Here is a 14,763-nt window from a genome sequence, read left to right on the forward strand (position 1 = left end):
CCTGTTGAATACAGAAATCATCTTCTTGATGCCGCCTAACTTTTTTTAAAATGTCCTTTACAAAGGGTACGGATTATAAAAACGGATTGTTTTTTTATTTCTGTTTTATGCAGTTTATTTTATTTTTCTATTTTTTAAAATAATTAAATTATCATTAACAAAAATGAAATTAAAAACATTTAAGTTTATTACATTTTTCATTTGAAAACAAAAATGCGTTTTCCCCTTACATTCGATAAATATTAATATAAAATCTCTAAAATCAGCAGTCTTATCATACCAATCTATAACAATTCTGTCTTCTTCCCTTACCTGTTTCCTTTAACACATATGATTTTAATACAAGCGACGTTAATGAATCTGTTAATGTTTTATATGATAAATTAGATAATGCCAATAGATCGTTCGTATATAACATTCTATGCTTCTCTAATAATAATAGTACTAATCGTTCAGACGGTTTTAATGCCTCATCACTTTCTAGTATAAAGTCTATATTTTTCATTTCTCTAATTATTACTCCTTATATAAAAAAATACTTACGCAACTAATTTAATATAAAAATAATACATAACAAAATTTGAAATATATTAAAATAACATTGTTTTAAAACACTATTATACTATAACATAGAAAAAGCATTTCCCGAAATAGGAAATGCTTTTTTATTGCTTATAGAATTCTTCAAACCATACATTATATTTCAAATATTGATCCGTACAATTCCCTACAAACTTCTCTGATCATTCAAAAGTATTTGTAGTACATCAAGTTCTACTAAAATGAGTTAACCATTTTCCGGTATTTTGTTCTACCTTAAATATTTCTTGCGATGTGCGGCTTACTGTAATGACTTGTTCCACCACCGCCTACTACTACTTTACCGCCTTGTTCGAAAATTAATAATTTACTTGAACCATCTGCAAGAAGTACTATTACTTCAGCATTATTACTTGTTGCTACATAAATTATATAACCACTTTTTGATATACAAGTTTCCCAATTCGCATCAAATTCTGATCTTACTACACGATTTGAATACACTTGATTTTCAATTCTATCTTGTTCTTCGTTTGCCAAATTTATCCCCTACCTCTCTAAAATATCATTTATAGAAACATTACAGTTCTATTTAAAATAGTGACTGTCTTTAATATAAATAGTATATGTAGTTAGTAGAAGGATGCTTGGACAATGAAAACGTAATAACATGTACGCAATATAATATACAATTAAAACAAGACAATCGATATTGTATCGATTGCCTTGTTTTCTTACATACTTCTTTATTTTTCTTTTCGCACAGCTTCAAAAGTAAACATTTGATTTGCATTTGACGGTTTTTTTTCAAAAACATAGTCAGCAGAGCAAGTAATATTAGAGAAACCAATACTTTCTAAAAGAAGTTTAAACTCTTCTATTCCATACCAACACACCGCAAAGCGTTGCAATTCCGTTTGTACTAACTGCCCTTTACTCCATTTTTCATATTTTAAATAGGATAGAGTAACTTGGTTCAGCCAATCTATTTCAATTGATTTATTTTCTAATGTAATTCCGTCACCATTTGGTAAAGAAAAAGTCGATGTATGAATCTCCCCCGTCTTCCAGTCATACGGAAGCATAATATCTACGATTAATCGTCCGCCTGGATTAAGGTGTTCATAAAAACATTTCAATGCATTTATAGAATCCTCTAGATTTTCAATTAAGCAAAAAGAACCAGTAGGAATAATAATTGCCTCATATTTATGCGGAAGTGAAAATTGTTGTAAGCTTCCTTCATATAAATTAGGGTGTAAGCCTCTCTCTTTGCATCTTATACGGCACGATTCTAGCATCTCAGGTGAATAGTCAATCCCATCTACTGTAAAACCAGCCTCAAGAAGCGGGATGATGACACGCCCTGATCCTACTGCTGCTTCGAGAATTCTTCCTCTACAATTTTTTAAACGTTTTTCGTAATACTCAATATCACCATTTAAAGAATAACCGACAGGCTTTGTGTAATCATAAAGTTCCGTGCAAAGTGTACTATAAAAACTAAACATTTATTTTCTCCCCCGTTTTTTACGTACGGAAGATTTAAATTCAATTAATCTCCCTGTACCTGTATTTTTAATGAAAATTCGAAAGAGCTGACTGTCATAATATATCACTCACTTTCCATAGAATATAATCATATTGTATAATATTTCCTTTGAAATACCAATGTAAATAATGAAAATTCAAACTCTTTACCAAAAGGAGGATATGATGAATTCATTCATTATATTTCTTTTACTTCTTATTGCTTTTAATGCTCTAATTTTCTTTATAGCAAAGAAATATAGGGGAATATGGAAAATTACCAGTGGCATTTTCATTCTTTCTTCCCCCATCGTTTTCTTCGCCACTTTGCATGTAATTGGTGAAAAAGTAGGAGATGGATTCGCTGGAGGTTTTGCTGGGCTTACATTTAGTGGCCTATTGATCATAAATGCAATTTTTTTATTTATTGTAAGCCTTTTTGTATCTACCAATAAACATTCACATTAAACTCTCCCTTTCAAAATGTAAAGAGGTTGTCTCATAAGTCTCTTTCGAAGTAAAATCACATGAAATTGAAAAGGAAGAAACGTTATTAAATCAACGTTTCTTCCTTTCACTTTCTATTCGGTTTTGGCTAAAAAGCACCTTTTGGGACAGCCTCTTTATCCATAACTATTTATTTCACAATTGGCAATGTCACTTCACTTAATTTCACTGTAAGCTTCGTGCCCGCTTTCGGTCTAATTGTATAATCATAGTCGCTAGCAATTAAAACGACTCCTATTTGATGCCCAGCTTTAAAGACATAATCATCTGGCTGCATGTCCCATGTAAATGTATAATCTTTGCCTGGTTGAATCGCTGTTGAATTTTCTATACTTTTTACGTTTTGTGGATCCATCCAGCCTCGTGTTACGATTTCCGGCTTCGTTCCTCCGTAATCAACAAGTAATGCTGTTAAATTTGATACAGATCGATCAATATTTCCTGTAATTGAAATCTTTGGTGTACCACTTATACGCGTATCTTTTTGCAGTACAGGCATTGTATACACTAATCGATTGGCTACTTCTAATTCTGGGTTTGCTACTAATTCGTTTGATTTCATTTTTGCATCATCTACGAATGAAAACATCTTATTAACAGAACCCATACTGAATGGTAAATTAACTGCTTTATTACTTAAATACATTCGCACTTTTGACGGTACAGCTGCTGGATCTGGCCAGTTTTTTAATTTTTCCCATGTTTTATTTTCACGTTGTACATCAACCATTGGCTCATTCATAATCCCATTTTCAATTCCATATAACCAATAATCGAACCATTTATTTTGTGTTCTTTGCCAGTCATTCGTTGATGTTCCACCGTGTCCACCTTGATGTAGCCACATTTTACGAGGAACATCATTCTCTCCAAGCGCTTCCCACCATTGCGCGAACTGCTTCGTTTTTACATTCCAATCATTTAAACCATGAACAACAAACACACTCGCTTTTACATTTTTAGCATCTTTTACATAATTTCGTTTATCCCAAAAATCATTATAATTACCAGTTTTCCGGTCCTGTCCGGCTGTTAGCTCTTTTATTACTTGTCCGCAAACTTCAGGGTTTTCCCTTGTTAATACTGCTTCTGCCATATTATCTGTATCTTCTCCTTGGTATCCACCTGGCGCAATCACTGCACCGTTTGCACGATAATAATCATACCAACTACTAATCGCTGCGATTGGTATAATTGTTTTTAGCCCTTCAACGCCTGTCGTTGCAACAGCATTTGGTAACGTACCATTATAAGAAACTCCTGTCATACCGACATTTCCCGTTGACCACTCGGCTTTAACTTCCTCACCATTTTCTGTATATGCTTTCGCACGTCCATTTACCCAATCAATAACAGATTTCGTCCCTAATATTTCTTGCTCATCCCCAGTCGTCGGACATCCATCTGATTTCCCAGTTCCAATACTTTCACCTAAAATGACTGCATAACCTCTTGGTACATAATAATTTCCATACGAACCAAGATTAACAGCTCCATACGGTTTCCCTTCATACGCATACAATTCTTCATCTACGTTATATACAGGAACATCTTTTAAACCAGCTCGATATGGACTCATTTCATATATAACAGGAACTTTCACATTTGGATCAGTTTTTGGACGCATAACTTTTACTGATACTCGATCTTTTTTTCCATCTCGATCACTATCTACTTCCGTTTCTACAAATAAATTTTCAATAATTGCTTCATCAAGCGAATAAATCGGTTTTGTCATCCCATTTTCTAATTCAATTTTCGTACTTGAACGTAACGCATCTGAAACAATTCCATTTAACTTCACGTCATGCTCATTTATGTAGTTTGTTTCTTTATTGTCTGCATACGCAGTCATACTAGAAACTCCTGACGTAATTGATAAAGATAATATTGCTGATAATGTTGCTATTTTCTTTTTCCCCATATCCTTCCCTCCCCATTTATGTCTCCTTTTACTACACAATATAATTACTGAAAATTCAGTTTATTTTTTTATACAGCAACTTGAGAAATTTGTAGAACACTCTTCCAACGGGCTTTCAAGGTTATATATTCTGATTTACTGCTCTCATATAATCAATAAAAAACATCACCTATTAATAGACGATGCTTCTAATTGTATTGAATTAGTCATTCTTCATAGAAATATAAAACCGTATTTCTCCCTCTTTAGTAGATACGCCATAGTCAAAACCATGCCTTTCTAAAATACTTTTCACTATCGCTAGTCCTAATCCTGTGCCTGATTTTTCTTTACTTCGTGAAGAGTCTAAGACATAAAAAGGTTCCCAAATTTTTTCGATATCTTGAATTTGTTCTGCATTAATCTCATTTTCAATTTGAAAATATACACTTTTATTTCTATCTTCTAAAATGATTTTTATATTTTGATTTGTTGTATATTTTATTGCGTTAGAAATTAAATTTTGAAACACCATTCCCATTTTATTCAAATCCGCATAAATGACCTGATTTTTAATATTACTGTTCGTCTGCAACTGTATTTCTTTCGACTCCAGTTCAATTTTATGCTTATCTATTATACTTCGGACTAATGGTTCAATAGGGAATTCTTCTTTTTGTAAAACATCTCTTTCTAACTTCGAAAATTGTAATAGTTCTTCAATTAAGTTTGATATTTGATCTGTTTGTTTTATAATTGTATCTACGTATGTCCCATCATCTAACCCATCCTTAATTCCCATAGAATATGCTTTTACTAATGCAATTGGTGTCTTTAATTCATGCGTCACATCACCCATAAATCGTTTTAAATGTTCATTACGATCTGTTAAATCTTGATGTGCTTCATGTAGTGTATCACTCATGATATTAATACTATCGGCTAACTCCCCTATTTCATCGTTCGTTTTCACTTTTGTTCTTTTAAACTTCAAATGTGAAATGTCCTGAGCTACATCACTTAGCTCTTTTAATGGAGTCGTTATTATTTTTGAAAGTATCCACACAAGTAAAATAATAAGAAGGAGTGAGAAACAAAGAATGTATAAATAAAATGTATTTAACGTTTTTATAATTTCGTTAGAATGTGCAATAGAAGTTCCCATTAAAATTATTGTATTATCTTTTGCAATATATTTAGCGAAAAAACTTGCTTTTAACTTCTCTTGATCATACAGTTTATTCGATTGCCCTTCCGCTTTCACCTTCATGACTTCGTCTTTCGTAATCCACAGTTTATTTAAAACTACTTTCTTTTTCGTAAGTTGCATGCGTAACGCTTCGTTCATATCATCTTCTGACTGATTGATTGACGTATATGCAAACGTAACGTTATTTTCGCTTTCAATTGTACGAATTACATCTTCTAACTCATTTACAGATGTATTTTGTATTTGCATTGTAAATTCATTCAAGTTCTCTCTCGTTTTGTAAATATTATATTTCGGTAAAAGATAGTTAATTATTAATAAAGAGATCGTAAAAATAAGAATAACAGTTAAAGAAATGCTGAGAAATAGTTTTTTTCCAAGTTTATTCACTCTGCTCCTCCAAACTATACCCTAAACCACGATGCGTCTTTATAATATTTTCTCCTACTTTTTTACGTAACCTTCTTACATGTGTATCAACAGTTCGCTCTTCTCCAAAATAGTCAAATCCCCATACGATATCTAACAATTTTTTACGAGTCAAAATCATGCCTTTATGACTTAAAAAACACTTTATTAATTCTAGCTCTGTTTTTGTAATATCTAACTCTTTGTCATTTTTATAAACTTTATTTTTCGTAAAATCTATTTTCAAATCTTGAACTTGAATGACATCATCGTGCTGTATAAGCTTTTTCGCTCTAGTGATTAATACACCTGGATGAAATGGTTTTTTTACGTACTCATCTGCCCCGCTTTGAAGCGCTGCTAATTCATCTTCGCTTTCACTTTTCGCCGTAAGCATTAATACTTTTACGCTTGAGTTTTTCTTTATTTCCTTACAAACAGTAATACCACTATGTTTCGGCATCATCCAATCTAAAATAGCTAAATCAATTTTTTCATCATAAAATATTTGAAGTACTTCTTCTCCATCTTTCGCTAAGAAAACTTCGAAGCCTTCTTTCTCAAAATAAGCTTTTAAAATCCTTAGCATATCTTGTTCATCATCTGCGATTAATACTTTCATACATTATCCTCCATTGCTTTTAAACAAAAATTAATTGTATCATACAACTTCTTTGTTACATGTATGTGACAGAAAAATATTTGAACTAGTTAAGGGTATAGTAAAAACGAGGTGTTGTACTATGATGAAAAAAATCGGGGTCATTACTCTTCTTTTCTTCTTATTATCAACAAATGCGTTCGCAAATACAAATCAACAAATTGAAGTATTTGATTGTCAAAAAGAAATGGTCGTTCAAAAACAATCTTTAGATCCAGCTATTCAAAAAAAAGCTGTTCAATATGCTAAATCCATTACTGGCCCCTTCAAAAACTTAAATGTCGTTCCAAAAGATGGTCACATGATAAAAATTCCTTTATCTAAACCAGTTTCTATTACAAATCAATGGCTACAAACAACAATTGATGAAGTACTTATTCTTCTCCCTCTTAATCAAAAACCTTATATTATGCTTTACGACGATGAAAATAATCCACATTTTTATTATGTAAAAGGTGATCCGAAGGGACTATTGAAAAAAATGAATGTTAAACATAATTGACTAGAAAAAAGAGACTTCATACGCTTATTTTTCGAAGCAGAGGTCTCTTTTTTTACTAACATAATACTTTATAGTGACTAGAGCCTTTATATACCTGCCCCTTCACAAATCCATTTGCACTATAAAATGCATCACCTTGTTTTGTATCTGTATGTAAAACAACTACTTTAAAATTCTTTTCCGCATGAGATAATAGTTTGTTTAATAACGACTTTCCTAGCCCTATACGACGATAGTCCTTTGAAATATAAAATCGCCTTAATCGGCCAATCTTATTATTTTCTGTATATGGATCCTCATTTAACCCTCCTATTCCAATTAACTTTTCCCCTTGAAAAATACCATATAGACATTCACCCGTTTTATTAAATGTGTTTAGTTTGTTTTCATATTCATTTATTAATTTTTTTAGGAAGTTAAAACCTTCTTCTTTACTCTCTTGAACAAGATATTTGAATTCATATTTCATTAAATTTTCTATTTGTTTAATATGTATACCTTTCAAGTCCATCCCCTCCTATGTGTGAAAATACATAAAAATGCTCAAGAATCATTTATTCTGAGCATTTTTATGATTGTTACCTCATTCAATTTGTAGCATGCGTATTCTCTACTCCAGATAATATCCCCTTCAATTCCAGTAAATCATCTATTACTATATCTGCCTGGGCTAGTTCCTCTTCTTGTGCAAAATCAAAATTGCATCCAATCGCAATCAAGCCATTTTCTTTTGCTGCATTTATATCAGATAAACGATCCCCAACTACAGCTGCTTCTTTTATATCATATTTGTTCAAAATACTTTTTACTAAGTCGCTTTTATTAAGTGAGTTTATTTGTTCAATACTAAACGTTTCAGTAACCCATTGATCTAACTCATAATAAGATACGATTGCTTGTAAATATTCAGTTAAACCATTACTAGCAATATAAATTGAACAATTATTTTCTGTTATATATGTAAAAATTCCTTTTACATTCGGATATAAAGCACCTTTTCCGCTCTTAATATTTTCAATTAGTCTTTCTAAAAAATATGCATCTGTTTGTTCTCTTACTTCAAGAGAATGATTCGGTAATAAAGCTTCCCAAACTTTCGGTAAAGGTACACCCATTATTTCACGGTATTTATCAATAGGCGTTACCGTATCCCATAATTGAAGGGATCTTAAGTGATCAAATGTATCATCTAACGATAATTCTAAAATTTTATCTGTTTGAAATAACGTTCCGTCCATATCAAAAATTAATGCTTGTAACATTTCATTCTCTCCTTTTAAATTATAATACAGTTTTACTTGATATATTTTTAAGCATCTCAACGATAATTTCTGAACAATAGTTTGCGGCCGTTTTCGCGAAGTCATCATAAGAAATTTGGGCTTCATCGTCTGCACTGTCAGAAATACATCGTATTACGAGAAACGGTACTTCATTTATGTAGGCAACATGTCCAATTGCTGCACCTTCCATTTCTGTACAATGCGGTGCATATTCATCTATTAATTTCGCTTTTAGGTTTGAATCTTCAACAAAACATTCACCGCTTACGATTCTCCCTTCATGAACTCCAATATGTAAACTACTACTATTGCATGCAGTACGTGCTAACTCCATTAATTTCTTACTTGCGTAAAACTCCTCTTGGAACGGGAATAAGTTTTTCATTTGAGTCTTACTTACATCATGATGAGTTACATTCGTTGAAATAACTATATCGCCAACTTTTACATCTGGATGTAGCCCGCCAGCAACACCTGTATTGATGATAGCATCTACATCAAATTTATGAATTAACGTTTGCGTACATGCGGCTGCATTAACTTTCCCTACACCACATCTTGTAACAATTATTTCTGTTCCCATGAATTCCCCAACGTAAAAAGGCATTCCTGCGATTGTTTGTTCTTCTTGTACAACTAATTTTTCTAAAAGTAAGTCTATTTCAATTTGCATTGCTCCGATAATGCCGATTCTGTTCATGAATGTACTCTCCTTTATTAATTACTCCCTTTAATTCTTTCAGACATAACCGACAATAAAAATTTCGGAAGTACGATTTGTCTCTTTAATCTTTTCGGCTGTGAAAGTAACCTATACAGCCATTCAGTTCCAGTATCCCTCATAATTTTTGGTGCTCTTTTTACAGTACCAGATAATATATCGATCATACCTCCAATACCAATAGATAGTGGAATGTTTAATGTTTGTATGTTTTCATAGATGAATTCTTCTTGTTTTGGTGAACCTAGTCCTACTAGCAATAAGTGCGGCTTGAATTGCTTTATTTTCATTTTTACTTCTTCTATTTCTTCGCCATTTACAAACCCATGCTGTCCTTTAAACTGTGCTCCCGGGAACTGCTCATTTAATTTTTCTAATGCCTTTTTATTACTTTCTGGAGCAGCTCCAAAAAGAAAGACGCGGTATCTATTATCGTTACAATATTTTATTAAATCGTGAGTGATATCTGCCCCAGTGACGCGTTCTTTCAGCGTTCCTTTTAATATTTTCGAGCCAATTATGACACCAATTCCATCCGCTGTTATTAAATCCGCAGATAGTAACATCTTTTTAAACTGTTTAGATTTAGCCGTACTTTCCTTTGCAGACATAACAATTTCAGGATTTGCAGTTACTACAAATCTTGGTTTCTCTTGTTTTTCATGTAGCCAACCTTTTAATAAACTTATAGCTTTTGCATATTCTAAAGTTGAAAAAGGTATTCCCTTTATAAGTTGGTGATTCACTTTACTCTCCCCTTACATAAGTTGCAAATATTCATCAATATCTTTAGAAATTTGTTTAAAGGCTTTATCCCAAAATTCATAGCTCGTTATATCTATTTCAAAATGTTTTTTCATAAGTTCTTCCACTGGAGCTTTTCCTGTTTCTCGTAAAAACTCTTTATATTTCAAATGAAAAGTACTTTTCCTTTCTTTAGCTATTTCTAATAAACTAAAACTAACTAAATATCCAAATGTGTATGGATAATTATAAAAAGGAACATCTGCTATATAAAATTGAATATATTTCATCCACACGAACGGCTGATATTCTGATAATGAATTTCCATATGCTTTTTCTTGCGCTACTATAGATAATTTCTCGATTTGATCAGCACTTAAAGGACTTTCTTTACATTTCTCGTAAAAGTTCTTCTCAAATTCGTACGATGCTCGAATTGCCATTACATAATTAAAACAGTTTCTTATTTTCCAGCTAAGCAATGACTTTTTCATATCTATACTATCTGTTGTTTGAATTAGATAATTTATAAGCACCGTTTCAAAGAAAATAGATGCTGATTCAGCTGTACTCATTGGCAAATAATCATCTAAAAAAGAAGAGGATTGTTCAAAACTCATATTATAAAAATGCCAAGCATGTCCTAGTTCGTGGGCAAGTACTCTTACACTATCGATACTTCCGTCGTAACGCATTGAGATTCGAGATTCTTTCTCACTGAAAAAAGGAGCACAAAATCCACCTGGTGGTTTATTCTCTCTCAGCTCTGCATCTACCCAACCACTTTCTATCGCATGACGTGCAAATTCTGCTAATTCTTCATCTATATTTTTTAATGCATCGTATATGTTTTGTACTGCTACTGAAAAAGGAATAATAACCTCATTATTCTCCTTTACTGTCATAAGTTCATGCCATGTAATCGAAGCTCTACCTTTCTTATACACGTTTAAAGCACTTACTAATTTATCTAGGTTTTCTTCTGTCGCATTCCATATTTGTAATAATACAGTTTCTGAAATGCCATTTGCATGAAAAGATTGAGTTAAAATATCTATGTCTTCTAATTCATTACTCTTTGTATTACGCAATCTTCCTATTTGATTTAATACAGTAGCAAAAATTTCTTTCTCCTTATGTAAAGCACATATTAATGACTCGAATACTTCTAGTCTTTCCTTTTCATTATCACTATTCATTGCAACATGATTTGCTTGTCCAAATGATAATTGCTTATTATTGTGCTCTATTTCTATCCTATTCCTTAATTGTATGTACATATTTTCCCACGCATGTAGTTCAGCTTTTATTAGCCTAGTATTATCAGTAATTTCCACTTCACTTTGCTGTATGACTTGCTGCACTTCACTTTTTAGTTCCTTTACTTTCACAGTCAATCTAGTAATGTCAGATGAAACACTTTCTTCAGCCAATCGACAGTACAAATAGTATTCTGCTTTTTCAATAGCTTGTATAAAATTTGAAAGAATCCCTATATCTTTTGTTACAAAAAATTGTTCTTTTAACTCCAATATTGGAGATAGGATATCTTCATTCGAATACAATGAATCTAAATCCCACTTAGCAATTTCATGCATTTTATAGCCGCCCCCTATTTTTACAAATAGTTACAGATATTTCTCCCTACACAATTATATATGAAATAAATAAATTTTAATATATTGAAATATTTAGATTTTTATAAACAAAATACTTCAATACATAAAAAAGATGATTCTGTCCACAACTGAATCATCTTTTTTATATATTATATTTAGCATTTTCATACTAATTTCATAAAAAACTAATTTATATATTTAGTAACTCCTTTTTCTTCGCATTAAATTCATCTTCTGTAATAACACCCATATGTAATAATTCCTTAAATTTTTTCAGCTCATCTGCTACAGAAATAGTAACATTACCTTGAAGAAAAAAAGATTGATCAAAAGATCAATCCTTTACTCTACTTCATTTAAGAAAAACAACGTTATAACTCCAGGTCCTGTATGTGCTCCGATTGCTGCACCAATTGTATTTACGATAAATACTTCACAGCCAAATCTTTCTGTAATTAATGCTTTTAACGCTTCAGCTGTTTCTAAATCGTCACCGTGAGTTATACCGATTGTTTGACCTTTAAGTTCTTTTCCACGCTCTTCCATTATATCGACAATTCGGCCAAGTACTTTCTTTTTCCCTCTTACCTTTTCAAGTGGTACAAGTTTTCCTTCTTCCACGTTTAAGATCGGTTTAATGTTTAGTAAACCACCGATAAATCCTGCGACTTTACTTAAACGTCCACCTCTCACTAAGTACTGTAAGTCAGCTACAGTGAAGATATGTTCCATATGGTTCATTAGAAAATCAACACGTTTTAAAATATCTTCTTTTGATGCACCGTCTTTGGCCATTTTAGCAGCTTCTAAAACAACAAGACCTTGACCAAGCGAAGCACATTTCGTATCAATAATTTCTAAATCTAAGTTAGCATATGTTTCTTTTACTTCCTCTTTAATGAGAACTGATGATTGATATGTACCAGACAGTTCAGATGAAAAAGCTAAATATATACAAGGATTACCTTCTTTTGCATAAGAAACAAATTTTTCTTGGAAAGTTTCAAGTGAAGGCAATGACGTTCTATAAACAGCGCCTTCTCTCATTTTTTGCAATAATGTAACTGACTCTAATGTAACTCCATCTAAATACTCTGTTTCTGCTTCATCATAAACACGGAGTGGAATTAAATCAATATCATATGCTTGCAGCAATTCTACCGGTAAATCCGCCGCACTATCCGTAATGATTTTAACACCCATTTTTAAACCTCTATTCTGTTATAAATATAAAAAATATAAAATAAAAATAGTACTTTTAAATTATATACGTAAAACTTAAATGAAGAAAGGAAAACACTTTATATTGTATGCACTATTCTTCAAAACTTGAACTGTTAATACAAATGATTCTATTTTAAACACCTTTTTCTTATTATTTTTCTAAAACACGAATAATTTTATAAGTATTTTGTATCATTATATTTTAATTCTTTATCTTAATATAATCTTTTCAAATTCATACTGTTTAAAATTTAAAAGCCAAATCCAATAAAGGAAATGGCTTTTAAATTTTCATAAAATAACCAAACTTCATTTTCCATCACATTGCTCTCATTATTATTTTAGCGATGTTAAATATTAGTCCAGTTATGAGTAATATTTATAGCCTGTACTATAATTAAAACAGTAAAAGAATCACTAGATAAAAAACAAGTTAAACACTTTATAAAATATTCAATTTAACTAGTAACGCTAATAAAATTTGGAGAAGAATTTGAACATTTACTGCTATGTCTGTATCAGTAGTCGTAACTGTAACATTTCTAGAATTTCTAATAACAGTTTCTTGTTTATTAATTTGTTTAATAGATGATTTTTGAAACAATTCTTGTGCAACACGATCAGCTTTTTCACTATCTGCTATAGAAATACTTATTATAACCACGATAGCTGCTTGTAATGCCGCTTGAATAGATAACGCAGCTTTTGTATCTGTAGTAGTAACTTCTACATCTGCTGAATCGACAATTGTAATTGATTCTTCAGAAATTTGGTAAGTTTTACTTTCTTGCGCAGCTGCTTCTGAAACACTAGCATTTTTAAAAGATGGATGAGGATTTGAGTAATCTAATGCACTCCATTTTTTATTTTCATCTGAATGACATGTTTTGTCCATACGTTCACCCCCTTTCAATCTAAATAATTATTAACTTGTGATTGTATTTCAGAAACAATACTTTTAATTTGCTGCTTTTTTTCTGGCGATAAATTTTTTAGTTTTTCTTCATTTATCCCATGCCTATTAAAAATATCTGAGAGTAAAAGGTCTATAATTATATTCTTTTGATCCTTATCAAACTTAAAGGAAGAAAATTTGTTTAAATCATCCATTTACAATATTCACTCCAATCAATTTTCTATAAAAATTTCAAATAACTAAGAGCATTATATGTAATTTAATAAAAATTGCTTGGACAAGTAACTTAATCTTCTATTTTCCACTTCTTTTTACTAATAACTTCAAAAAGCTGGCTTCTAATAAGAAGTCAGCTTTCTTTCCTTCACTTCACATAAATATAAGTTTCATTTACTGTTAAATAATGTATTTCAACTTTATTTGTAGTTTTCCACACTTGCTTTTTCATTTATCTTGAATATTAATTCAGTCATAATAAGAAGTCCAAGCTTGTACCATATGTTACAACAAAAAACGTTTACTTAGAGTGAAAACTTATAGCTAAATATCAATAGGATAGACACTTTATAAAATGTTTAGTTTAACTAATAAAGCTAAAAAAATTTGAAGGAGAATTTGAATATTCACTGCAATATCTGTATCAGTCGTTGTTACGGTTACGTTTCTGGAATTTTTAATAAATGTTTTTTGTCTATTAATTTGTTTAATAGCTGATTTTTGAAATAATTCTTGTGTTATTTTATCTGCCTTTTCACTATCTGCTATAGAAATACTTACTACAACCACAATAGCTGCTTGTAATGCCGCTTGGATAGATAGCGCAGCTTTTGTATCTGTAGTAGTAACTTGTACATCTGCTGAATCAACTATTTCAATATATTCCTCAGAAATTTGATCGATTTTATCTGTTTGTATAGCTTCTGTCAACAACGATTCAAATTTCCCCAATTTCAACGAAATGAAATTCCCCATTATGAACGGCTAAATCGTTGTTT

At 31.3% G+C, this 14,763-nt stretch carries 14 protein-coding genes and 3 pseudogenes; 2 read left to right on the forward strand and 15 right to left on the reverse strand.

Features of this window, described 5'->3' with window-relative positions; translation table 11 throughout:
- Positions 1–274: 274 nt before the first annotated feature.
- The 3 genes from PDQ33_RS25670 to PDQ33_RS25680 form a co-directional block, all read right to left on the reverse strand.
- Positions 275–505: a hypothetical protein gene (locus PDQ33_RS25670; RefSeq protein ID WP_000789033.1), complete on the reverse strand. Its 231-nt coding sequence runs from the start codon at positions 503–505 to the stop codon at positions 275–277.
- 311 nt (positions 506–816) lie between these two features.
- On the reverse strand, positions 817–1,080 hold the full coding sequence (locus PDQ33_RS25675) for a hypothetical protein (RefSeq protein ID WP_001262613.1): 264 nt from the start codon (positions 1,078–1,080) through the stop codon (positions 817–819).
- A 206-nt stretch (positions 1,081–1,286) separates the two neighbouring features.
- On the reverse strand, positions 1,287–2,051 hold the full coding sequence (locus PDQ33_RS25680; protein WP_270756835.1) for a class I SAM-dependent DNA methyltransferase: 765 nt from the start codon (positions 2,049–2,051) through the stop codon (positions 1,287–1,289).
- 205 nt (positions 2,052–2,256) lie between these two features.
- Here PDQ33_RS25680 and PDQ33_RS25685 point away from each other — a divergent pair, with 205 nt between their 5' ends.
- Positions 2,257–2,538 carry a hypothetical protein gene (locus tag PDQ33_RS25685; protein ID WP_001083943.1) on the forward strand — a complete coding sequence of 94 codons (282 nt, stop codon included), beginning with the start codon at positions 2,257–2,259 and terminating at the stop codon, positions 2,536–2,538.
- Between the two features lie 169 nt (positions 2,539–2,707).
- On the opposite strand, the gene PDQ33_RS25690 is transcribed toward PDQ33_RS25685, so the two are convergent.
- The 3 genes from PDQ33_RS25690 to PDQ33_RS25700 form a co-directional block, all read right to left on the reverse strand.
- Complete coding sequence (locus PDQ33_RS25690; protein ID WP_061130576.1) at positions 2,708–4,501, reverse strand: Xaa-Pro dipeptidyl-peptidase; 1,794 nt, start codon at positions 4,499–4,501, stop codon at positions 2,708–2,710.
- A 202-nt stretch (positions 4,502–4,703) separates the two neighbouring features.
- Positions 4,704–6,080, reverse strand: coding sequence for a sensor histidine kinase (locus tag PDQ33_RS25695; RefSeq protein WP_061130575.1), 1,377 nt, complete (start codon positions 6,078–6,080; stop codon positions 4,704–4,706).
- Complete coding sequence (locus PDQ33_RS25700) at positions 6,073–6,720, reverse strand: response regulator transcription factor (protein ID WP_061130574.1); 648 nt, start codon at positions 6,718–6,720, stop codon at positions 6,073–6,075. Before PDQ33_RS25700 ends, PDQ33_RS25695 begins: the two co-directional genes overlap by 8 nt.
- A 121-nt stretch (positions 6,721–6,841) precedes the next feature.
- Between PDQ33_RS25700 and PDQ33_RS25705 the strand changes: the two genes are divergently transcribed.
- Complete coding sequence (locus PDQ33_RS25705) at positions 6,842–7,261, forward strand: hypothetical protein (RefSeq protein WP_000976095.1); 420 nt, start codon at positions 6,842–6,844, stop codon at positions 7,259–7,261.
- Positions 7,262–7,316: 55 nt separating this feature from the next.
- On the opposite strand, the gene PDQ33_RS25710 is transcribed toward PDQ33_RS25705, so the two are convergent.
- From PDQ33_RS25710 to PDQ33_RS25755, 9 genes and pseudogenes are all read right to left on the reverse strand, one after another.
- Complete coding sequence (locus PDQ33_RS25710) at positions 7,317–7,766, reverse strand: GNAT family N-acetyltransferase (RefSeq protein WP_071741972.1); 450 nt, start codon at positions 7,764–7,766, stop codon at positions 7,317–7,319.
- An 82-nt stretch (positions 7,767–7,848) separates the two neighbouring features.
- Positions 7,849–9,244, reverse strand: a pseudogene (locus tag PDQ33_RS29110) (5'-methylthioadenosine/adenosylhomocysteine nucleosidase).
- 17 nt (positions 9,245–9,261) lie between these two features.
- Positions 9,262–10,011, reverse strand: a complete 750-nt coding sequence (locus PDQ33_RS25725; RefSeq protein WP_061130570.1) for a WecB/TagA/CpsF family glycosyltransferase — start codon at positions 10,009–10,011, stop codon at positions 9,262–9,264.
- Positions 10,012–10,023: 12 nt separating this feature from the next.
- Positions 10,024–11,607, reverse strand: coding sequence for a M3 family metallopeptidase (locus tag PDQ33_RS25730; protein ID WP_061130569.1), 1,584 nt, complete (start codon positions 11,605–11,607; stop codon positions 10,024–10,026).
- A 211-nt stretch (positions 11,608–11,818) separates the two neighbouring features.
- Positions 11,819–11,923 (reverse strand): annotated as a pseudogene (locus tag PDQ33_RS25735) (SHOCT domain-containing protein); the annotation flags it as partial.
- Between the two features lie 47 nt (positions 11,924–11,970).
- Positions 11,971–12,831, reverse strand: coding sequence for a DegV family protein (locus PDQ33_RS25740; protein WP_000538272.1), 861 nt, complete (start codon positions 12,829–12,831; stop codon positions 11,971–11,973).
- 463 nt (positions 12,832–13,294) lie between these two features.
- Positions 13,295–13,747: a spore coat protein gene (locus tag PDQ33_RS25745; RefSeq protein ID WP_000361679.1), complete on the reverse strand. Its 453-nt coding sequence runs from the start codon at positions 13,745–13,747 to the stop codon at positions 13,295–13,297.
- Between the two features lie 14 nt (positions 13,748–13,761).
- Entirely contained in the window at positions 13,762–13,962 is a 201-nt protein-coding gene (locus tag PDQ33_RS25750) for a spore coat protein W (RefSeq protein WP_000342253.1), read from the reverse strand.
- Positions 13,963–14,332: 370 nt separating this feature from the next.
- Positions 14,333–14,695, reverse strand: a pseudogene (locus PDQ33_RS25755) (spore coat protein); the annotation flags it as partial.
- Positions 14,696–14,763: the final 68 nt, after the last annotated feature.

The sequence above is a fragment of the Bacillus cereus group sp. Bc031 genome (genome assembly GCF_027716265.1).
In the GTDB taxonomy this organism is placed as follows: domain Bacteria; phylum Bacillota; class Bacilli; order Bacillales; family Bacillaceae_G; genus Bacillus_A; species Bacillus_A paranthracis.